This is a genomic window from Pseudomonas sp. S3_C06 (assembly GCF_054667675.1).
The window spans coordinates 6,001,250-6,021,263 of sequence record NZ_CP162747.1; the positions used below are offsets into that span (position 1 = coordinate 6,001,250).

Sequence of the window (20,014 nt, forward strand, 5' to 3'; positions counted from 1 at the left end):
GACATTCAGGCCAGTCTGGGGCGACTTTGTCCCACAGGCATAAAGCTGCAGCGCCAGCAGCCGATAAACAGGTATCAGAACGCATACAAGGAACGCTTCGATGACCGCCATTGGCACGCTCGGCCCCGGTAGCAGCGATGTTGCGGCCATGCCGGAAACGTTTAAAACGTCGTCGGCCAATGCACGCGAACCAGGCTCGACCGAAGAGGCAACCCCGACCTTGGTCGAGGGCGTCAAAGTGTCGCTGTCCGGTGCATCGATTGAAAAATCCGCCGGCGCTGGTGGCGATAATCGCGATATCGAAGAAAGCGGTTTGCCGGAGAACATCCAGCAATTGCTGAAGATGATCCGCAAGTTGCAGAAACAGATTGCCGAGAAAAAGGCGCTCATCGAAGCGGTCATGGCCGACAAGCGCCTTTCCAACGAAGAAAAGATCAACAAGGTCGCGGCTCTGCGTGGCGCCATTGCCGCGTTGAATACCGGTCTGATCACGGCCAATCTTGCCTTGTCCAAAGTGGTGGGGCAGTCGGGTCTGACCGCGGATCAGAATATGAAAGTCGGTTCGCTGCTGATGAAAAACTAGATCACCCGCGAAAAACGCTGGCGGTTCTGCTGTTCCAGGTACGCATCGAACACCATGCACACCGAGCGCACCAACAGACGTCCCGCCGGCAATACTTCAATCCGTTCGCGATCCAGCTCAATCAGGCCATCGCTGGCCATGCCTTGCAGCTGCGGCCACAGCGCGCCGAAGTAACCCTGAAAATCGATGTTGAACTGTTGCTCGATCTCGGCGAATTCCAGGCTGAAATTGCAGATCAGTTGCTGGATCACCGCGCGGCGCAAGCGATCATCGGCGTTGCACACCAGGCCTCGGCTGGTCGCCAGTTGCGCGGCGGCAAGGGTGTTCTGGTATTCGTTGAGGTCGCTGCTGTTCTGACAGTACAGGTCGCCGATCTGGCTGATGGCCGAGACCCCAAGACCAATCAGATCGCAGTGACCGTGCGTCGTGTAACCCTGGAAATTGCGTTGCAGGGTTTGCTCTTCCTGAGCAATCGCCAACTCATCGTCGGGCAGGGCGAAGTGATCCATGCCGATGTAGCGATAGCCAGCGGCGGTGAGCTGTTCGATGGTGCGTTCGAGCATTTCCAGTTTCTGCGCGGGCGCCGGCAACTCATTGCCATTGATCCGCCGCTGCGGCATGAAACGTTCCGGCAGGTGCGCATAGTTGAACACCGAGAGTCGGTCCGGTTGCAGGCTGATCACTTCCTCGACGGTGCGGGCGAAGTTTTCCGGGGTCTGCTTGGGCAAGCCGTAGATCAGATCAATGTTGATCGAGCGAAACTGCAGGGTGCGCGCCGCGTCGATGACCGCGCGGGTTTCTTCCAGACTCTGCAGGCGATTGACCGCGCGCTGCACCGCCGGATCGAGGTCTTGCAGGCCGATGCTGACCCGGTTGAAACCGAGTTCGCGCAGCAGGCCCATGGTCGACCAGTCGGCTTCGCGCGGGTCGATCTCGATGCCGTAATCGCCGGAGTCGTCCTCCAGCAGATTGAAATGCTTGCGCAGGTGCGCCATCAGCTGCCGTAGTTCGTCATGACTGAGAAAAGTCGGCGTGCCACCGCCAAAGTGCAGTTGCTCGACTTTTTGTGCCGGGTCGAGATGGCAGGCGATCAACTGGATTTCCTGCTCCAGCCGTTGTAGATATGGCGCCGCGCGACCTCGGTCCTTGGTGATGACCTTGTTGCACGCGCAGTAGTAGCAAATGTTCGCGCAGAACGGCACATGCACGTACAGCGACAACGGGCGCAGGGCCTTGCGGCTGTCGCGCAGGGCATGGAACAGGTCGAAGGTGCCGACCTGACCGTGAAATTGCACGGCCGTCGGATAGGAGGTGTAGCGCGGCCCCGCCAGGTCGTAGCGGCGGATCAGATCAGAGTCCCAACGAATGGCGTCGAGCATGCGGGCATTCCCCCGGATAGGCTGGCAGTGTGAGCGAGTCTATCGGGGTGCGGCGATGGGGCTCTTGATTTGCATCAACAGCATAAGATCAAAAGATCGCAGCCTTCGGCAGCTCCTACAGGGAAACGCATTCCAAAGGTAGGAGCTGCCGAAGGCTGCGATCTTCTGATCTTAATGGCCCATGAGCCAATGCTGATGCGGGCCGGGAAGGGTCCAGATGCCGAACAGAATCACCAGCAATCCACCGGCCATGCGCACGCTGCGTTTGCGCAACAGCGCCGTAACCCGCTCAGCCGCAAGCCCCGTGGCGAGCAACACCGGCCAGGTGCCGAGGCCAAACGCAAGCATCAACAACGCACTGTCCAGCGCATTGCCCTGACTCGCCGACCACAGCAACGTGCTGTAAACCAGTCCGCACGGCAGCCAGCCCCACAGTGCGCCAAGTAGTAGTGCGCGGGGCAAACTCGACACCGGCAACAAGCGATTGGCGACCGGCTGAATGTAGCGCCACAAACCGCGTCCAAGACTTTCAATGCGCGTCAGCCCGCTCCACCAGCCGGCCAGATACAAACCCATGGCGATCAGCAGCAGCCCGGCCAGCACACGCATGAACAGTGCCGCTGGACTGTTGGCCACCGCCCAGCCCGCCAGGCCGATCAGCAATCCTGCGGTGGCATAACTGAGAATTCGCCCAAGGTTGTACGCCAGCAGCAAACGAAAGCGCCGACTGCGCTGTTCCTTGGGAATCGCCAGGGTCAGCGCCCCCATCAATCCGCCGCACATGCCCAGGCAATGACCGCCGCCGAGCAGGCCGAGGATCAATGCCGAGACCAGCAAGGGCGCCAGTTCAAGCATGGGGTGGGGCCTTGTCGTCCGGTTTGCTGGCGTTGGCTTCGTCCACGGCAGCGGTGTGTTTCGGATCCTGATCGTCGAAAAGGATGCTGTGCGCCGGGCCGTCGAGGTCGTCGTACTGACCGCTGTCCACCGCCCAGAAGAAGATGTACACGGCGATGGCCACGATCAGCAGGGCGGCCGGGATCATCACGTAGAGAGCTGGCATCTGTACTCCAGGCCCGCGCGGCTCAGGCCGGCAGCGGGCGGGTTTGCGAGCGGGTGCTGGCGGGCGGCGGACTCGGCAGGCGAGTCAGGCGCAGCGCGTTGAGCACCACGGTCAACGAACTGATCGACATGCCGACGGCGGCCCACACCGGGGTTATCCAGCCGAGGGCGGCGAACGGCAACATGAGGCCATTGTACAGCGCCGCCCACAGCAGGTTCTCGATGATTACCCGGCGGGTGCGCCGTGCGAGTGTGAAGGCTTGGACCAAGGTGTCGAGGCGATTGGACAGCAGCACGGCATCGGCGCTGGTTTTCGCCAGATCGGTGGCTGAACCCATGGCCACGCTGATATCAGCGGCAGCCAGCACCGGCACGTCGTTGACGCCGTCACCGAGCATCAGCACTTTGCGACCTTCCTTGTGCAGTTGCTGCAACACTTGCAGTTTGTCGTCCGGGCGCAAGCCGCCACGGGCCTCGTCGATGCCCAGCTCCGTCGCCACACTAGCGACCATCGGCGAGCTATCGCCGGACAGCAACAGCGTACGCCAGCCACGTGCCTTGCACGCAGCGAGCAAGGCTGGTGCGTCATCCCGCAAGCGGTCGTCGAGGACGAACCATGCCAGCGGACCCTGAGTGTCGGCGAGCAGCAGCCATTGGCCGGCCTCGTCCGGCATTGTCGGCACGGGCGCACCGCTGAGGGCGCAGACAAACTCGGTCTGGCCGATGCGCAAACGCTGTCCGCCCACCAAGCCTTCGAGGCCAAGCCCCGGCGTGCTGTGGACGTCTTCAGCGGCCAGCGGTGCACGGCCGAAAGCGCGGGCAATCGGGTGTTCCGAACGGTTCTCCAGCGCGGCCGCAAGGCTCAGACATTGATCACTGTCGAGCGCCGCGAGTGGACGAATCGAGCGCAGCACCAGTCGGCCTTCGGTGAGGGTGCCGGTTTTGTCGAAGATCACCGTGTCGATCTGATTCAAGCCTTCCAGCACATGGCCGCGCGTCAGCAGCAAACCCAGTTTGTGCAAGGTGCCGGTGGCGGCCGTGAGCGCGGTCGGCGTCGCCAGCGACAGGGCGCACGGGCAGGTGGCGACGAGCATGGCGAGGACAATCCAGAACGCGCGCGACGAATCCAGTTCCCACCACAACAGGCCGATGGCCGCAGCTGCGATCAGCGACAGCAGCAGGAACCATTGCGCGGCGCGGTCGGCGATTTCTGCCAGTCGCGGTTTTTCCGCCTGGGCGCGATCGAGCAGGCGGACGATGGCCGACAGGCGCGTATCTTGACCCAGTGCCTGCACTTCCACGGTCAACGCGCCTTCGACATTGAGCGTGCCAGCGGTGACCGCATCGCCCGGCATGCGCGGTTGCGGCAGGTACTCGCCGGTGAGCAGCGATTCGTCGATGCTCGACTGGCCGTCGATGATTTTGCCGTCCGCCGGCAGGATCGAACCGGCTTGCACCAGAATCCGCTCGCCGAGACGCAGTTCGCTGAGCAGGATGCGTTCGCTCTGGCCGGTGCTGTCCAGCCGCAGACACGAGGCCGGCAATAGATTCACAAGTTGTGCCGTGGCGGCAGCGGTGCGCTCGCGGGCACGGCGTTCGAGATAGCGCCCGGCGAGCAGGAACAGCGCAAACATGCCGACCGCATCGAAATACAACTCACCGACGCCGGTGATCGAGGTCCAGATCCCGGCGATGTAAGCGCTGCCGATCGCCAGCGACACCGAGACGTCCATGGTCAGGTGGCGCGTGCGCAGATCGCGCATCGCGCCTTTGAAGAACGGCGCGCAGCTGTAGAACACGATCGGTGTGGTCAGAAACAGCGCGACCCAGCGCAGGATCGTGTGCAGCTCGGGGCTGAGGTCGATGTTGAATTCCGGCCAGGTGGCCATGGTCGCCATCATCGCCTGAAACCACAGCAGGCCGGCGACGCCGAGCTGGCGCAGGGCCAGACGATTTTCGCTGGCCAGTTGTTCGCTGGCGCGATCAGCCTGATACGGGTGGGCGGCGTAACCGATGTGGCGCAGTTCGGCGAGGATCTGGCTCAGTGGCAGTTGCGCGTCGGCCCAGCTCACGTGCAAGCGATGGTTGGAAAGGTTCAGCCGCGCCTCGGCCACCGCCGGCAACGTGCGCAGGTGTTTCTCGATCAGCCAGCCGCAGGCGGCGCAACTGATGCCTTCCATCAACAGGGTGGTTTCAGCCAGATCGCCTTCGTGGCGCACGAAAGGTTGCTGCACATCGGCGCGGTCGTACAGCGCCAGTTCGTCGGTCAGTTGCACCGGCAGCGCTTCGGGGTTGGCTGAGGCTTCACTGCGATGCTGGTAATAGCTTTCCAGGCCGCCGGTGACGATGGCTTCGGCCACAGCCTGACAGCCCGGGCAGCAGAATTCGCGGGATTGCCCGAGCACGACGGCGGTGAAGCGGCTGCCGGACGGGACGGGCAGGGCGCAGTGGTAGCAGGGGAGTGGGCTGGTCATGGCATTGTTGAGGGGGTAAGCCCTTGCATTGGAGTTGTCCGCTTGCCCTCACCCCAGCCCTCTCCCAGAGGGAGAGGGAGCCGATCGGTGTGAGCCTGGATTTTCACTGTCATACACAAAACGTGCAAACGCTCGAGATCAGTCCCTTCTCCCGGAGGGAGAAGGAGCCGATCGGTATGAGCCTGGATTTTCACTGTCATACACAAAACGTGCAAACACTCGAGATCAGTTCCCTCTCCTGGGGGAGAGGGCTAGGGTGAGGGGGCTTTCGAAGTTGCTTATTTCTTCAGGTCTTCGGCGCCTTGCAGCGGCTCGTCACCCAACAACAGATCCTTGTCATGGCTGACCAGCTCTTCTTCGAACATGCGCCACACATGATCATCCTGACTACCGAGCAATTCGACAAAACGACGACCTTCGACCTTGTCACCCAATTGACCGATGTAGCGCCCCGTTTCAGTCTCGCTGCGAGTCAGAACAATCTTGCGATCCTTCTCCGGCTGCGTCGGCGAGATCAGATTCAATTCCAGCGTCTTTGGCTGACTGTCACCGCTCAAACGCAAATCAACTTCACCGGTCATGCCATCCAGATGCACAGCCGCACGCATCTTCAAATTCTGCGCCAACAATTCACGGTCCAGCGAACGGTTGATGCCTTTGCCCGCCTCGTAGTAGTTGTCGTTGACCAGGTTGTCCGGGTTGTTCACCGCGATGGTCACCATCGACAGGGTCAGGGTCACCGAACAGGCCAGAATCCCGATGATGATCCATGGCCAAAGGTGCTTGTACCAGGGGCTTGCGGCGTTTGCTGCGGGCATGTTCAGTTCTCTCAACGGATTTGTGGGCCGATGAATCGGCTCTTGGCTTCAACGTGGACGCTGTCATCATCGGCATCCTTGAGGATGAATTTCACCTCGTTGGTGCTCGATGGCAGTTGTTCCGGTGCGCTCGACAACTCGACCGGCATGCTGACGATGTCGCCGGCCGCGACCTTGATCTCGCGTTTGCCTTGCAAGCGCAGATCCGGCAAGCCGGCGGCTTCGAGCACGTAGGTGTGGTCGCGCTGATCCTTGTTCATGATCTTCAGGCTGTAGACGTTTTCGATTCGGCCTTCAGCGTTTTCGCGGTACAGCACGCGGTCCTTGCTGACGTCGAAACCGACCAGCGAGCGCATGAAGAACGCGGTGACCAACAGGCTGATCATCGCCAGTAACACCACGGCGTAACCGATCAAGCGTGGCCGCAGTTTATGGGTTTTCTGCCCGGACAGGTTGTGCTCGGTGGTGTAACTGATGAGCCCGCGCGGGTAATCCATCTTGTCCATGATGCTGTCGCAGGCATCAATGCACGCGGCGCAACCGATGCACTCGATCTGCAGGCCGTCGCGGATATCGATGCCGGTCGGGCAGACCTGCACGCACATCGTGCAATCGATGCAGTCACCGAGTCCCTGAGCCTTGTAGTCGACGCCTTTCTTGCGCGGGCCACGGCTTTCACCGCGACGCGGATCGTAGGAAACGATCAGCGTGTCCTTGTCGAACATCACGCTCTGAAAGCGCGCATACGGGCACATGTAGATGCACACTTGTTCGCGCAACCAACCGGCGTTGCCGTAGGTGGCGAGGGTGAAGAAACCCACCCAGAAGTACGACCAGCCATCGGCCTGGCCAGTGAAGAACTCGAAGACCAGTTCACGGATTGGCGAGAAATAACCGACAAAGGTCATGCCGGTGACAAAACCGATCAGCAGCCACAGCGAATGTTTGGCGGCTTTGCGCAGGAATTTGTTGGCGCTCATCGGCGCCTTGTCGAGCTTGATACGCTGGTTGCGGTCGCCTTCGGTGACCTTCTCGCACCACATGAAAATCCACGTCCAGACACTTTGCGGGCAGGTGTAACCGCACCAGACCCGGCCGGCATACACGGTGATGAAGAACAGGCCGAACGCGGCAATGATCAACAAACCCGAGAGCAGAATGAAATCCTGTGGCCAGAAGGTCGCGCCGAAGATGAAGAACTTGCGCTCAGGCAGGTTCCACCACACGGCCTGATGGCCGCCCCAGTTCAGCCACACCGTGCCGAAATACAACAGGAACAGGGCCGCACCGCCCATCATCCGCAGATTGCGGAACAGGCCGGTGAAAGCACGGGTGTAGATTTTTTCTCGAGAGGCGTAAAGATCAACGCTGTTGTTCGCGTTTTTGCTCGGTGGTGTGACGTCGTGTACCGGAATCTGGTTGCTCATCATTGCATCCCACGGCAGTGGAAAAATGCCTTGGTCGATACGTGCCAACCAAGGTCAAAAAGGGGCGTTGCAGTGGCGCAATGATACGCCGGTCGCTCTGGCTCAAGGGTGCGACCTTTGGTCGCGTTGGGGAAAAAACCTGAATGGTGTAGCGAACGTAGCAAAGCCTGACGCAGGTCAATTGACTTGTTGAGTATGGACGGTTTTGGCGTGGCAGCTAATCCATTGTTGTCCCTGGGGGGATCAGCTCGACGCCGTTGCCACCACACGCCTCACTGAGAGTGCGCGCACGGACGCGGTCATCTTCAGGTTTTCAATGGCAGCAGTCGATACATGAGTCTTTTAAGTCGCAACTTCAAACATTGTCTTTTGCATTGGATGTTGCTGTAAGTTTTCTGTGGCTGAAATATATCTAATTAATTGCTCTCGGTCGTGGCTTTGAAGTTTTCTGGTTTTTCGAATAAGTTGCGCTTTCGCGAAATATTATTTGCGTGCAATTAATTAATTTAAATGGAATTTAAGGTATGGCTTTCAATAAGTTTGCAAGCGTTGTGCTGAGTATTTGTTTATTGGCTTCGGTCACTTCCGTTCAGGCTATAACAGGAACACCGAAACACATGGTCTTTGCCTCGGATACTCAATATCCATGGACAGACAAGACGGATAGCGGGGACTTTGAATCCGGCTCCGAATTCGAAACCCGCTCCAAGTGGCTGGTTGAAACACAGTTGGCGAGCATTGCCGATTTCAGAAATCAGCAGGGCTCGCAAGCCCAGGTGCCCCTGATGATCAATGGCGATATAACTGCTTTTGGTCATGGCTGGCAGCGCTCGTTCATGAAGGGCATGTTGGACAAATACTTCAAGGGTGAGTACTTGTACGGCTTGGGTAATCATGATTATGAAAACAATGTCGATGATTGTTTTAGCAATAGCTGTGCGGCGGGAAGCATCGTCGAGTTTAAGGAGCATCACGAGGGCAAGGTAGATAACTTTGATCTGAAAGTTACCGGTGGATTTCTGAGCAGGACCTATTCTGGCAGCCTCGCTTATTCAAAAACCATCGGTGAAGTTCATATGGTGCAGCTCAATAATGAGCCAACCTATACCACCCGGATCTCTCATCCACTGAACCCGACAACGTTTGAAATCAACGACGCACTGGACTGGTTGGAGACCGATCTCAGGCTGGCCCGTGTCGGGGGTTACGCCATTATCATCAATATGCATAAACCGTTCGGCGACAAAGTTTCCCCGGCGCAGAATAAGCGTTTCCTCGACATGATCAGCAAATATCAAGTGACCGCCATTTTTGCCGGCCATTTGCATAGGGACGGAGGTGATGCCTACTGGAAGGGAAACGTGCCGATGTATCTGAGTGGCAGTACTTCTCAGCAAACCTATCTGATCACCAGTTTTACCGAAGACCGTAAGCAGCTGCAGATCTATCTGGTGAAAAACAACCAGTGGCGCGATCGAACACTGATCGATACCGTCGAGGTGCATTCAATCTTTGCCAGGCGTCCATAAGAAAGGCCCCGCCAATGCTCATTGGTGGGGCCTTTTTGTTTCAAGCGATGGCCTTATTCGGCGTTCGCTTCCGGTGCTTTTTCACCGTGGGACAGGCTGTAAACATACGCCGCCAGCAGGTGCACCTTGTCGTTGCCTTGCAGTTGTTCCTGCGCCGGCATCTGGCCCTGGCGGCCGTAACGGATGGTTTGCTGCAGTTGCGCGAAGCTCGAGCCGTAGATGAAAGCACCCGGGTGGGTCAGGTCAGGCGCGCCCATGGCGGGTGTGCCTTTGCCGGCCGGACCGTGGCAGGCCACGCAGTTGGCGGCGAACAGTTTGCCGCCGTTGGCCGGATCAGCCTTGATGCCTTCCGGCAGTTTGCGGCCATCCAGGTTGGTCACGACAAACGCTGCCACGTCGGCAACGCCTTGCTCCCCAATCACTTCAGCCCAGGCCGGCATCACCGCGTGACGACCGCCCATGATGGTGGTCTTGATGGTTTCCGGCTCGCCGCCCCAGCGCCAGTCGGCGTCGGTCAGGTTAGGGAAACCGTAAGCGCCCTTGGCGTCGGAACCGTGGCACACCGAGCAGTTGGAGGCGAACAGACGACCACCCATTTTCAGTGCTTGCGGATCCTTGGCGACTTCTTCGATTGGCATCGCGGCGAATTTGGCGAAGATCGGACCGAACTTGGCGTCCGAGCGAGCCATTTCCTTTTCCCACTCGTGCACGCCGGTCCAGCCGGTCTGGCCGTTGGCGAACGCGGTCTGCTTGTCGTTATCGAGGTAGTTGTAACCCGGCAGCAGGCCTTTCCAGTTGCCCAGGCCCGGGTACAGCACCAGGTAACCCAAGGCAAAAATGATCGTGCCGACAAACAGCATGAACCACCATTTCGGCAGTGGGTTGTCGTACTCCTCGATCCCGTCGAAGGAGTGCCCGACCGTCTCGTCCGTCTGTTCGCTGCGCTGGCCCTTGCGGGTCGACAGCAGCAGCCAGGTCAGGGCGAAGATCGTACCGAGACTGAGGACTGTGACGTACAGACTCCAGAATGTAGTCATTCTTTGTTACTCCTAGAAGCTTGCTCGACGTGCTTGATGGCTTCGGGATCATCCGCAAAAGGCAACAAGGTCGCGTCTTCAAACTCCGACTTGCGCTTGGGGCTGAACACCCACAGCGCCAGACCGATGAAGGCCACCATCACAACAACGGTGCCCAGGCCACGAATCATCCCGATATCCATCTAATTCACCGTTTGCTTTTGATGATGGTGCCCAGGCCTTGCAGATAGGCCACCAGCGCGTCCATTTCGGTTTTGCCCTTCACGGCATCCTGGGCACCGGCGATGTCTTCGTCGGTGTAAGGGACGCCGAGGGTGCGCAAAACCTCCATTTTCTTGGCGGTTTCCTTGCCGTCGAGCTTGTTTTCCACGAGGAACGGGTAAGCCGGCATTTTCGACTCAGGCACCACGTTGCGCGGGTTGTACAAGTGCGCACGTTGCCAGTCATCGGAGTAACGACCACCGACACGGGCCAGATCCGGACCGGTACGCTTGGAACCCCACAGGAACGGGTGATCCCAGACGCTTTCACCGGCAACCGAGTAGTGGCCATAGCGTTCGGTTTCAGCGCGGAACGGACGGATCATCTGCGAGTGGCAGCCGACACAACCGTTGGCGATGTAGACGTCGCGGCCTTCCAGTTCCAGTGCCGAACGCGGCTTCATGCCTTCGACCGGTTTGTTGGTGACGTCCTGGAAAAACAGCGGAACGATTTGGGTCAGGCCGCCAATGCTGACGGCGATGACCATGAAGAAGGCCAGCAGGCCAATATTCTTCTCGACAGCTTCATGCTTCATCAGTGAGCTCCAACGACAGCGATCTGGGCAGCGGCTTCGGCTTCCGCCGGGTTCGAGGCGCGCACGGTGCGCCAGACGTTGTAAGCCATCAGGAACATGCCGCTGGCGAAGAATGCACCGCCCAGGGCACGGACGATGTAGCCCGGGTGGCTGGCTTGCAGCGCTTCAACGAACGAGTAGGTGAGGGTGCCGTCGTCGTTGATGGCTCGCCACATCAGGCCCTGAGTGATGCCGTTGACCCACATCGACGCGATGTACAGCACGGTGCCGATGGTCGCGAGCCAGAAGTGCGCGTTGATCAGGCCGACACTGTGCATCTGCGCACGGCCGAACAGACGCGGGATCATGTGGTAGATCGCGCCGATCGAGATCATCGCTACCCAGCCGAGAGCGCCGGCGTGTACGTGGCCGATGGTCCAGTCGGTGTAGTGCGAGAGCGAGTTGACGGTCTTGATCGCCATCATCGGACCTTCAAAGGTCGACATGCCGTAGAACGCCAGCGAGACCACGAGGAAGCGCAGGATCGGGTCGGTGCGCAGCTTATGCCAGGCGCCCGAGAGGGTCATCATGCCGTTGATCATGCCGCCCCAGCTTGGCGCCAGCAGGATGATCGACATCGCCATGCCCAGCGATTGTGCCCAATCCGGCAGGGCGGTGTAGTGCAGGTGGTGCGGGCCGGCCCAGATGTACAGGGTGATCAGTGCCCAGAAGTGCACGATCGACAAGCGATAGGAGTAGATCGGACGCTCGGCCTGTTTCGGCACGAAGTAATACATCATCCCGAGGAAACCGGTGGTGAGGAAGAAGCCCACCGCGTTGTGGCCGTACCACCACTGGATCATCGCGTCGGTCGCGCCCGAGTAGGCAGAGTAGGACTTGAACAGGTTCACCGGCAGGGAAGCGTGGTTGACGATGTGCAGCATCGCCGTGACCACGATGAACGCACCGTAGAACCAGTTACCCACGTAGATATGCTTGGTTTTGCGCTTGGTGATGGTGCCGAAGAACACCAGACCGTAGGTGACCCAGACAATGGCCAGCAAAATGGCGATCGGCCATTCCAGTTCCGCGTATTCCTTGGTGGTGGTGTAACCCAGCGGCAAGGTGATGATCGCGCCGACGATCACCGCTTGCCAGCCCCAGAAGGTGAAGGCCGCGAGGCTGTCGGAAATCAGTCGCGTCTGGCAGGTTCGCTGCACGACATAGTAGGAAGTGGCAAATAGTGCACAACCACCGAAGGCGAAAATCACCAGGTTTGTGTGCAACGGGCGCAGGCGTCCAAAGCTCGTCCACGGCAGACCGAAGTTCAACTCCGGCCAGACCAGTTGCGAGGCGATGAAGACACCGAGCCCCATGCCAAGGATCCCCCAGACCACCGTCATGATGGCGAACTGGCGGACTACCTTATAGTTATAAGCAGTCGGACTGATTGCTGTGCTCATTCTAAGGTTCCACGGTTTGGGTGTTTTATTAGGATTAAAATCGGCCGCAAGTATGCAGAGAGCAGGGGGTCATTGCAACGCGCCATGACCTGGGTCAATGCTTTCCAACGCTGATTCTGCGGCCTTTCCATGCGCCGCGTAAGGACAAAATCGGCCTCGGACAAAATGTCGCAGCGGACGAAAAAAGCGAGGGGTTCAGGTCGCTTGTAACGGGGTGTGTTCAAACGCTCGGTTCGGGTGACGGATAGCAAATGGCACGACAGCCGGTATCTACCGGCGTTTGCGGCCACATCAGTCAGCCGGTTCGCAGAACACAGCAGTCAGCGTTGACCTGGAACCGGCACAAGCCAGTCCGCATCGAGCAAGCGTAGACCCGAATCCGGGGAACCGAAAGGAGAGGGTGTGAAGGGGTGCGACAATGCGTCGCAAAGGGGCTGGATGCTGCCGCACCGAGAAAGGTGCGGCAGGGGTGTACGCAATACTTACTTCTTGTTGTCTTCAGTAATCAGTTTTTCTGTGTTCAATCCGTGCGACAGGCTGTACACATAAGCGGCCAGCAATTGCACTTTATCGTTGCCCAGCAGTTCGTTTTGCGCCGGCATATGACCCTGACGACCGTGGCGAATGGTCTGCTCGAGTTGGGTCAGGCTGGTGCCATAGATAAACCCGGCCGGGTGCGTCAGATTCGGCGCCCCCATGGCTTCAGTGCCGTGGCCGGTTGCCCCATGACAGGCAACGCAAGTGGTGCTGAACGCTTGCTGTCCGGCTTGCAGGTCAGCCTTGCTATCAGCGGGCAGCGGCAGGCCGGCGAGTTCGTGACGCACATAGGCGGCCACGTTCTTCACCCCGGCCTCGCCCAACACTTCACCCCAGGCCGGCATCGCCGCCATCCGGCCACCCATGATGGTGGTCTTGATGGTCTCGGCCTCGCCGCCCCAGCGCCAGTCGCTGTCGGCGAGGTTAGGGAAACCGAACGCGCCTTTGGCGTCCGAGCCGTGGCACACCGAGCAGTTGGAGGCGAACAAGCGGCCACCCATTTTCAGCGCCTGCGGGTCCTTCGCCACTTCTTCCACCGGCATGGCGGCGAACTTGGCGAAGATCGGGCCGAATTTGGCGTCGGCCTTGTTCATTTCCTTTTCCCACTCGTGCACACCGGTCCAGCCATCCTCGTATCCCGGCAGGATGCCTTTCCAGTTGCCCAGGCCCGGATAGAGGATCAGATAGCCCACGGAAAACACCAGCGTGCCGGCGAACAGCATGAACCACCACTGCGGCAGCGGGTTGTCGTACTCCTCGATGCCGTCGAAGCTGTGGCCCATGGTCTGGTCGACGCTGCCTTTGGTCTCGCCCCGGCGGGTGCCGATCAGCAGCCACGTCAGGCCGATCAGGCTGCCGATGGTCAGTACGCAGATCCACGTACTCCAGAAGGTGGTCATGGCCGGGTACTCCTTGGTTCAGGTGCTTGGGTTGTTTCAAATGCTGGGGTAGTTTCGGGCTGTGGCTCGTCGGCAAACGGCAGCAGACGTGCTTCGGCGAACTCCGGGGTGCGCTTGCGGTTGAATACCCACAAGGTCAAGCCGACGAACGCTACAAACACGACAACGGTGCCTAAACCACGGATCAGCCCTGCGCTCATTTCAAAGACCATCGTGCTCACCTCTTGCTCTTGATCGCAGTGCCGAGCACTTGCAGGTAGGAGACGAGGGCGTCCATTTCGGTCTTGCCCTTGAGGCTGGCCACCGCGCCGCTGATGTCGTCGTCGGTGTACGGCACGCCGAGGGTGCGCATGGTCTTGAGCTTGGTTTCGGTGTGGCTGCTGTCGACCGCTTGCGTGACCAGCCATGGATAGGCCGGCATCTTCGATTCCGGTACGACGTTGCGCGGGTTGTACAAGTGCGCGCGGTGCCAGTCATCCGAGTAGCGTGCGCCGACCCGGGCCAGATCCGGACCGGTACGTTTCGACCCCCACAGGAACGGGTGATCCCAAACGCTTTCACCGGCTACCGAGTAGTGCCCGTAGCGTTCGGTTTCGGCGCGGAACGGGCGGATCATCTGCGAGTGGCAACCGACGCAGCCTTCGCGGATATAGATGTCGCGGCCTTCCAGTTGCAGCGCGGTGTAGGGCTTCATGCCTTCCACCGGTTTGTTGGTGACGTCCTGGAAGAACAGCGGGACGATCTGGGTCAGGCCGCCGATGCTCACGGCGAACACCATGAGCAACATCAACAGGCCGACGTTCTTTTCAATCGTTTCGTGTTTCATGGCGGACTCCTCAGGCCATCTGCGCGGCAGCGACGACGTCAGCAGGCTGCGAGGCCCGCACGGTGCGCCAGGTGTTGTAAGCCATCAGGAACATGCCGCTGAGGAAGATCGCCCCACCGATCAGCCGCACGACGAAGCCTGGGTGGCTGGCCACCAGGGTTTCGACGAAGGAGTAGGTCAGCGTGCCGTCCTCGTTCACCGCACGCCACATCAGGCCCTGGGCGATGCCGTTGACCCACATCGACGCGATGTAGAGCACGGTGCCGATGGTTGCGAGCCAGAAGTGCGCGTTGATCAAACCGACGCTGTGCATCTGCGCTTTACCGAAGATTTTCGGGATCATGTGGTACAGCGCGCCGATGGAAATCATCGCCACCCAGCCGAGGGCGCCGGCGTGTACGTGGCCGATGGTCCAGTCGGTGTAGTGGGAGAGGGCGTTGACGGTCTTGATCGCCATCATCGGACCTTCGAAGGTCGACATGCCGTAGAACGCCAGCGACACCACGAGGAAGCGCAGGATCGGGTCGCTGCGCAACTTATGCCAGGCGCCCGAGAGGGTCATCATGCCGTTGATCATGCCGCCCCAGCTCGGTGCCAGCAGAATCAGCGACATCACCATGCCCAGCGACTGTGCCCAATCCGGCAGCGCGGTGTAGTGCAAGTGGTGCGGGCCGGCCCAGATGTACAGGGTGATCAGCGCCCAGAAGTGCACGATCGACAAACGATACGAGTACACCGGACGTTCGGCCTGCTTCGGCACGAAGTAGTACATCATCCCGAGGAAACCGGCGGTGAGGAAAAAGCCTACGGCGTTGTGGCCGTACCACCATTGCACCATCGCGTCGGTTGCACCGGCGTACACCGAGTAGGACTTGGTGAAACTCACCGGCAACTCAAGGTTGTTGACGATGTGCAGAATGGCCACGGTGATGATGAACGCACCGAAGAACCAGTTGCCCACATAGATGTGCTTGGTCTTGCGCTGCATGATCGTGCCGAAGAACACGACGGCGTAGGCGACCCAGACGATGGTGATCAGGATGTCGATCGGCCATTCCAGCTCGGCGTATTCCTTGGAACTGGTGTAACCCAGTGGCAGGCTGATCGCCGCCAGCAGAATCACCAGTTGCCAGCCCCAGAAGCAGAACGCGGCGATTTTCGGCGCAAACAGCTGAGTCTGGCAGGTGCGTTGCACCGAGTAGAACGAACTGGCGAACAGCGCACAGCCACCGAAGGCGAAGATCACCGCGTTGGTGTGCAGCGGGCGCAGACGGCCGAAACTGGTCCAGGGCAAATTGAAGTTGAGTTCGGGCCAGACCAATTGGGCCGCGAGAAAAACCCCGAGCCCCATGCCGACGATGCCCCACACCACCGTCATAATGGCGAATTGGCGGACCACCTTGTAGTTGTAGGCGGTACTGATAGAAGTGTTCATGGTTCCCCATCCACGGTTCAGCCGAAGTGAGCGCGCGCACAACACGCGGCGAATCCTTCGTCTGGAGTTATAGGCAGACTAAAAGCGAGGCAAGCATGGACAAACAGCACAAGGCCAGTATTGACGGGGATCAATGGGCGCAGTGCGTGCGTGATCATGGGTGGCTTTGGGATGCTGCCAGTGGCGAGGCTTCGGCGACGTTGATCCTCGCTCACGGTGCTGGTGCGCCGATGGACAGTGACTGGATGAACGATATGGCTGGGCGCCTTGCCGGGCTTGGGGTGAATGTGTTGCGGTTTGAGTTTCCTTATATGGCGCAGCGGCGCGTTGATGGGGTGAAGCGGCCGCCGAATCCTGCGGTGAAATTGCAGGAATGTTGGCGTGAGGTGTTTGCTGAAGTGCGACGTCATGTCACTGGGGTTTTGGCCGTTGGCGGGAAGTCGATGGGCGGGCGGATGGCCAGCCTTTTGGCTGACGAATTGGGAGCCGATGCGTTGGTGTGTCTGGGCTATCCGTTTTATGCGGTGGGCAAACCGGAGAAGCCGCGGGTTGAGCATTTGGCTGGTTTGAAGACGCGGACGTTGATTGTGCAGGGCGAGCGGGATGCGCTGGGCAATCTTGCGGCGGTTGAGGGTTACTCCTTGTCACCGAGTATTGAGGTGGTGTGGCTGGCGTCCGGAGATCATGATTTGAAGCCGTTGAAGGTTTCCGGGTTTACCCATGAACAGCATTTGGCCAGCGCCGCCGAGCGTGTGAGCGGGTTTCTGCGGGGTAGATCGAGTTGAATTGGATTTTGAACTGCATGGAGATTGGCTCCCTTCCCCCTCGCCCCCTTGGGGGAGAGGGCTGGGGTGAGGGGGTAAATCTTGAACGCGACACATTTTTCGATCTGAGTGCATATCCATTCCTGCGGTAACGGCCACTTAGGGTTCCGCCCTTACGGCGGGTCACTTTTTACAAACGCCTAAAAAGTAACCAAAAACGCTTGCTCCTACGTGCGGCCCGCTCGCTGAGGCTCGGGGTTCCTTCGCTGCGGGATCGATCCCTCCACTCAGCCTTCCGACGTCGCCGGTGGATCAGGATCAAAAGCAGGCGAGCTGACACTCGGCCTATTGAGTGGTGAAAAGCGGGTGTTCGGCTTTGGTTTTGTGGTGCTCTTGCCCCTCACCCCAGCCCTCTCCCGAGGGAGAGGGAGCCGATGGTGGGCCTCTCAAAATTTGCGTTCAACTCGGACTTTCACGTCGGCGTAACTCTACCAAACACCTCGATCAGTCCCCTCTCCCTCTGGGAGAGGGCTAGGGTGAGGGGCTATTTCGCTGACACGATAAAGAACTGGAAGCGTTCACTACCCAGCAGTTCCTGTGCGTAAACATGATTCCGCGAGCGCGTTTAAAGTACACGAGCCGTTACGCCATCGGGCCTACAACACCTTGCGCCGTTACCTACGCGTACGCCAGAATCCGCCTGCTTACGCGGCTATGAGGTGGGTTGTATCGTGTCCCTGTCACTGAAAAACAGTGATCGGGTTTGGTAGCCCGCTTCGAAACCGTATGGCGTCACCGTATGCAGTCCCTTTTTGGGGGCTCAGATTTTTATGGTGGGCATGCGTGGGGCTCATTCGTGAGCGCCGGGTTTCCCGTTTCGACCGGTCTACCAACCCACGTATGGCCACCACCCACTCGTTTGGTAGCGAGGGTGATGGCTCCTAATATTCGAAACTGGAGTTACACCTATGTTCAAAATCACACCCAACCCGCCCATTACCGATCCAATCCCCCACGACCCAGCGCTCAGCCCGCAAAAGATCAAAGACGCAACCGACCGCGCCCTCGACTACTACCTCCGACCCGAAGCCCTGGGTGCTCCGCCAAGCTCGCCCAAGTTTCGCCCCGTCTATCTCGTCGACCCCACGCTGGATGACGAAACCCTGCTGGTCGAGGCGAGCGAGTCGCTTTCATACGCCCATGCCATGGCCGGCAACATCGCCAACTCAATAGGCGGCCCGGAGCGCAAGCCACTGCTGGCGCTGCAACAGGTGATCATGCTCAACGAACTGTTGGTCAATCGGCTGCTGGATAAGCTGAAGTTGCCTCAGTAATTTCGCTGGCTGTTATGGCGTCTTCGCGAGCAGGCTCGCTCCTACAGGGGATCGTGACCGGGTACATAAACCTGTGATCACCGCAGATCCAATATAGGCCTTCGCCTGTTCGCGATGACGATCTGCCAGCCCCCAAAAATCCCAGATCACAAACAAAAGGCCCGGAAGCGCTCGCTTGCCGGGCTTTCAAGTGTAAAAAGGGCGACGCGGGATGGCTGCGCTATTTCAGCGTCCCGTCGCCGCCTACTTCACGCTTTGCACGTGCATATCCACCGCAATCCCGTCGCCTTTATCCGTACTAGCGTGATAGAAAAAACCGTAATCCACCAGATAGTAATAATGATCCATCGGCACGGGCTTCAAGCTCTTGCGCTGATCACGGCAACTGATCGCTTTGGCGTTACCACTCAACGCCGGGTTCAGCAGTTTGGCGGGTGACTCGCTGTCGACGGTGCAATCCACGGTAACCGGTTCTTCCCCCAGCGAGCCGATCAGGTTGCTGTTGATGCTGCCTTGGCGGGTGTAGCCCAGTTGGCTGCCGACGCGCATTTGCTGCCAATCACCTCGGAAACTCAAATTGTCGATCACAAGGGTGTTGCGGGACAGTTTGGCCTGTTCCCGACCGGACAGGGTGAGCAGGCCGCGCCAGCTGATTTGATGGCCGACGAGGTTTTCGCTCTTATGGTCAATGCTCAGTTGTTGGGTGACCGGGTCGGTGGAAATGAAGTATTCGGTGCGTTCCGGCCAGCTCTTTTTGCTATTGCTGGCGGTTCCGGCGAGGTCCAGGTAAGTCAGGGTCTTGAGTGGTTTCGGCAGGTGCAGCTGTTCGATGCTTTTCAGCACGTTCGGGTTGATGTCGGGGATAGCGTTGGCATCTACCGCCGCTTTGCTGCGTCGGGTCAGCGCCGGCAGGCTGGCGATTGACGTTGGTGCGTTGCACACCAGTTCAACCATTTTTGACTTGTCCGCCTCGGACGCCGTGATCGCTTTGGTCTCGGGGAACATGTCGATTTTGCCGTCGGTGACCTGGTTGTCGGCGTTGAGGAAATAGCGGGCCAGCAGCGTGGAATTGCGTGTAGCGCAATCGAACGTGTAGTGCTCGCGAGTTTGGGTGAACGGTGCGCTATTGACCAGGTTGAGGCGGGTTTTCGGCTCGTCGTAGGCCATCCATACATCGACTTGCCCGGCCTTGTTTTGCAGGTTGTTTTTATCGACCAGCAACCAACGACCCGTGTCGTCTTGCGCCACTTTGCGCCAATCGGCGACGGGCAGGTTTTTGCATGCCTGGAGGAAGTCGCGGTTGTTCAGCAGTGTGGCGTGGTAACGCTCGGGCAACGCCCTCGCCGGCGCATAGTGGCCCGGATTGCCCGGATAAATGTGGCGCATCAACAGGAATGAATACACTTCGTTGATCTGCGCCGTGCTGCAGGCCGCCGAGTACTGGAAGCGCTGTACCACCACGGATTGCGGATCGCGCGGCTCGATCACCTGAAAGTTGATGACGTCGCCTTCACGCATCAGGCTGTTGGGTGTCAACGGCTGGGCCAGCAACACTGCCTGGCGGTCGGTATTTTTGGGCTGGGTGACGCAAGCGGCCAGCAGCAATGTGCTGATGCAAAGAATGATGCGCTGCACGGAACTCTCCGGGGGATCGATTGAAAGAGGCATTACGATT

Annotated in this window: 19 protein-coding genes; 4 read left to right on the forward strand and 15 right to left on the reverse strand. The window is 59.2% G+C overall.

The window, feature by feature from the left end; genetic code table 11:
• The first annotated feature begins 100 nt into the window (after positions 1 to 100).
• A complete protein-coding gene (locus tag AB4N44_RS26715; protein ID WP_460111385.1) occupies positions 101 to 583 on the forward strand; it encodes a hypothetical protein in 483 nt (160 codons plus the stop codon).
• Here the strand turns inward: AB4N44_RS26715 and hemN are convergent.
• The 6 genes from hemN to ccoG all read right to left on the reverse strand — a co-directional run bounded on the left by hemN (position 580) and on the right by ccoG (position 7,740).
• Complete coding sequence (gene hemN, locus AB4N44_RS26720) at positions 580 to 1,962, reverse strand: oxygen-independent coproporphyrinogen III oxidase (RefSeq protein WP_150774918.1); 1,383 nt, start codon at positions 1,960 to 1,962, stop codon at positions 580 to 582. The genes AB4N44_RS26715 and hemN overlap by 4 nt on opposite strands.
• A 171-nt stretch (positions 1,963 to 2,133) precedes the next feature.
• Positions 2,134 to 2,817: a sulfite exporter TauE/SafE family protein gene (locus tag AB4N44_RS26725; protein ID WP_039770036.1), complete on the reverse strand. Its 684-nt coding sequence runs from the start codon at positions 2,815 to 2,817 to the stop codon at positions 2,134 to 2,136.
• Complete coding sequence (ccoS, locus tag AB4N44_RS26730; RefSeq protein ID WP_102900752.1) at positions 2,810 to 3,022, reverse strand: cbb3-type cytochrome oxidase assembly protein CcoS; 213 nt, start codon at positions 3,020 to 3,022, stop codon at positions 2,810 to 2,812. The genes AB4N44_RS26725 and ccoS overlap by 8 nt, the downstream gene beginning before the upstream one ends.
• A 22-nt stretch (positions 3,023 to 3,044) precedes the next feature.
• Complete coding sequence (locus tag AB4N44_RS26735; protein ID WP_460111383.1) at positions 3,045 to 5,495, reverse strand: heavy metal translocating P-type ATPase; 2,451 nt, start codon at positions 5,493 to 5,495, stop codon at positions 3,045 to 3,047.
• A gap of 278 nt (positions 5,496 to 5,773) precedes the next feature.
• Positions 5,774 to 6,313, reverse strand: coding sequence for a FixH family protein (locus tag AB4N44_RS26740; protein WP_077571860.1), 540 nt, complete (start codon positions 6,311 to 6,313; stop codon positions 5,774 to 5,776).
• Positions 6,314 to 6,324: 11 nt separating this feature from the next.
• On the reverse strand, positions 6,325 to 7,740 hold the full coding sequence (ccoG, locus tag AB4N44_RS26745; RefSeq protein ID WP_160038965.1) for a cytochrome c oxidase accessory protein CcoG: 1,416 nt from the start codon (positions 7,738 to 7,740) through the stop codon (positions 6,325 to 6,327).
• A 524-nt stretch (positions 7,741 to 8,264) separates the two neighbouring features.
• Between ccoG and AB4N44_RS26750 the strand changes: the two genes are divergently transcribed.
• Positions 8,265 to 9,269, forward strand: coding sequence for a metallophosphoesterase family protein (locus AB4N44_RS26750; RefSeq protein WP_127926518.1), 1,005 nt, complete (start codon positions 8,265 to 8,267; stop codon positions 9,267 to 9,269).
• A 53-nt stretch (positions 9,270 to 9,322) separates the two neighbouring features.
• On the opposite strand, the gene ccoP (AB4N44_RS26755) is transcribed toward AB4N44_RS26750, so the two are convergent.
• The 8 genes from ccoP (AB4N44_RS26755) to ccoN (AB4N44_RS26790) all read right to left on the reverse strand — a co-directional run bounded on the left by ccoP (AB4N44_RS26755) (position 9,323) and on the right by ccoN (AB4N44_RS26790) (position 16,241).
• Positions 9,323 to 10,306, reverse strand: coding sequence for a cytochrome-c oxidase, cbb3-type subunit III (ccoP, locus tag AB4N44_RS26755; RefSeq protein ID WP_127926519.1), 984 nt, complete (start codon positions 10,304 to 10,306; stop codon positions 9,323 to 9,325).
• On the reverse strand, positions 10,303 to 10,488 hold the full coding sequence (locus AB4N44_RS26760) for a CcoQ/FixQ family Cbb3-type cytochrome c oxidase assembly chaperone (protein ID WP_003175465.1): 186 nt from the start codon (positions 10,486 to 10,488) through the stop codon (positions 10,303 to 10,305). The genes ccoP (AB4N44_RS26755) and AB4N44_RS26760 overlap by 4 nt, the downstream gene beginning before the upstream one ends.
• Positions 10,489 to 10,493: 5 nt before the next feature.
• Positions 10,494 to 11,102 carry a cytochrome-c oxidase, cbb3-type subunit II gene (gene ccoO / locus AB4N44_RS26765; protein ID WP_064391307.1) on the reverse strand — a complete coding sequence of 203 codons (609 nt, stop codon included), beginning with the start codon at positions 11,100 to 11,102 and terminating at the stop codon, positions 10,494 to 10,496.
• Entirely contained in the window at positions 11,102 to 12,544 is a 1,443-nt protein-coding gene (ccoN, locus tag AB4N44_RS26770; protein ID WP_064391308.1) for a cytochrome-c oxidase, cbb3-type subunit I, read from the reverse strand. Before ccoN (AB4N44_RS26770) ends, ccoO (AB4N44_RS26765) begins: the two co-directional genes overlap by 1 nt.
• A gap of 482 nt (positions 12,545 to 13,026) precedes the next feature.
• Entirely contained in the window at positions 13,027 to 13,980 is a 954-nt protein-coding gene (gene ccoP / locus AB4N44_RS26775) for a cytochrome-c oxidase, cbb3-type subunit III (RefSeq protein ID WP_150774914.1), read from the reverse strand.
• Positions 13,977 to 14,192: a cbb3-type cytochrome oxidase subunit 3 gene (locus AB4N44_RS26780; protein WP_053118838.1), complete on the reverse strand. Its 216-nt coding sequence runs from the start codon at positions 14,190 to 14,192 to the stop codon at positions 13,977 to 13,979. The genes ccoP (AB4N44_RS26775) and AB4N44_RS26780 overlap by 4 nt, the downstream gene beginning before the upstream one ends.
• A 5-nt stretch (positions 14,193 to 14,197) precedes the next feature.
• The gene (gene ccoO, locus AB4N44_RS26785; protein ID WP_003223389.1) at positions 14,198 to 14,806 is read right to left on the reverse strand and encodes a cytochrome-c oxidase, cbb3-type subunit II; all 609 of its coding nucleotides are present in this window, start codon (positions 14,804 to 14,806) and stop codon (positions 14,198 to 14,200) included.
• A 10-nt stretch (positions 14,807 to 14,816) separates the two neighbouring features.
• Positions 14,817 to 16,241, reverse strand: coding sequence for a cytochrome-c oxidase, cbb3-type subunit I (ccoN, locus tag AB4N44_RS26790; protein ID WP_034152830.1), 1,425 nt, complete (start codon positions 16,239 to 16,241; stop codon positions 14,817 to 14,819).
• A gap of 95 nt (positions 16,242 to 16,336) precedes the next feature.
• Between ccoN (AB4N44_RS26790) and AB4N44_RS26795 the strand changes: the two genes are divergently transcribed.
• Together AB4N44_RS26795 and AB4N44_RS26800 are read left to right on the forward strand one after the other, a co-directional pair.
• Positions 16,337 to 17,026 (forward strand): alpha/beta family hydrolase, encoded by a 690-nt coding sequence (locus tag AB4N44_RS26795; RefSeq protein ID WP_460111379.1) that lies wholly within the window; start codon positions 16,337 to 16,339, stop codon positions 17,024 to 17,026.
• Between the two features lie 947 nt (positions 17,027 to 17,973).
• A complete protein-coding gene (locus AB4N44_RS26800) occupies positions 17,974 to 18,339 on the forward strand; it encodes a DUF6124 family protein (RefSeq protein WP_460111377.1) in 366 nt (121 codons plus the stop codon).
• 243 nt (positions 18,340 to 18,582) lie between these two features.
• On the opposite strand, the gene AB4N44_RS26805 is transcribed toward AB4N44_RS26800, so the two are convergent.
• Positions 18,583 to 19,974: a surface-adhesin E family protein gene (locus AB4N44_RS26805; RefSeq protein WP_460111376.1), complete on the reverse strand. Its 1,392-nt coding sequence runs from the start codon at positions 19,972 to 19,974 to the stop codon at positions 18,583 to 18,585.
• Between the last annotated feature and the right edge of the window lie 40 nt (positions 19,975 to 20,014).

Excerpts from the sequence above, each read along its gene's own strand:
- ccoN (WP_034152830.1), bottom strand. The coding sequence starts at position 16,241 with ATGAACACTTCTATCAGTACCGCCTACAACTACAAGGTGGTCCGCCAA.
- ccoP (WP_150774914.1), bottom strand. The coding sequence starts at position 13,980 with ATGACCACCTTCTGGAGTACGTGGATCTGCGTACTGACCATCGGCAGC.
- AB4N44_RS26725 (WP_039770036.1), bottom strand. The coding sequence starts at position 2,817 with ATGCTTGAACTGGCGCCCTTGCTGGTCTCGGCATTGATCCTCGGCCTG.
- ccoN (WP_064391308.1), bottom strand. The coding sequence starts at position 12,544 with ATGAGCACAGCAATCAGTCCGACTGCTTATAACTATAAGGTAGTCCGC.
- ccoO (WP_064391307.1), bottom strand. The coding sequence starts at position 11,102 with ATGAAGCATGAAGCTGTCGAGAAGAATATTGGCCTGCTGGCCTTCTTC.
- AB4N44_RS26800 (WP_460111377.1), top strand. The coding sequence starts at position 17,974 with ATGTTCAAAATCACACCCAACCCGCCCATTACCGATCCAATCCCCCAC.
- ccoS (WP_102900752.1), bottom strand. The coding sequence starts at position 3,022 with ATGCCAGCTCTCTACGTGATGATCCCGGCCGCCCTGCTGATCGTGGCC.
- hemN (WP_150774918.1), bottom strand. The coding sequence starts at position 1,962 with ATGCTCGACGCCATTCGTTGGGACTCTGATCTGATCCGCCGCTACGAC.
- AB4N44_RS26735 (WP_460111383.1), bottom strand. The coding sequence starts at position 5,495 with ATGACCAGCCCACTCCCCTGCTACCACTGCGCCCTGCCCGTCCCGTCC.
- AB4N44_RS26780 (WP_053118838.1), bottom strand. The coding sequence starts at position 14,192 with ATGGTCTTTGAAATGAGCGCAGGGCTGATCCGTGGTTTAGGCACCGTT.
- AB4N44_RS26740 (WP_077571860.1), bottom strand. The coding sequence starts at position 6,313 with ATGCCCGCAGCAAACGCCGCAAGCCCCTGGTACAAGCACCTTTGGCCA.
- AB4N44_RS26760 (WP_003175465.1), bottom strand. The coding sequence starts at position 10,488 with ATGGATATCGGGATGATTCGTGGCCTGGGCACCGTTGTTGTGATGGTG.
- ccoG (WP_160038965.1), bottom strand. The coding sequence starts at position 7,740 with ATGAGCAACCAGATTCCGGTACACGACGTCACACCACCGAGCAAAAAC.
- ccoP (WP_127926519.1), bottom strand. The coding sequence starts at position 10,306 with ATGACTACATTCTGGAGTCTGTACGTCACAGTCCTCAGTCTCGGTACG.
- ccoO (WP_003223389.1), bottom strand. The coding sequence starts at position 14,806 with ATGAAACACGAAACGATTGAAAAGAACGTCGGCCTGTTGATGTTGCTC.
- AB4N44_RS26795 (WP_460111379.1), top strand. The coding sequence starts at position 16,337 with ATGGACAAACAGCACAAGGCCAGTATTGACGGGGATCAATGGGCGCAG.
- AB4N44_RS26715 (WP_460111385.1), top strand. The coding sequence starts at position 101 with ATGACCGCCATTGGCACGCTCGGCCCCGGTAGCAGCGATGTTGCGGCC.
- AB4N44_RS26750 (WP_127926518.1), top strand. The coding sequence starts at position 8,265 with ATGGCTTTCAATAAGTTTGCAAGCGTTGTGCTGAGTATTTGTTTATTG.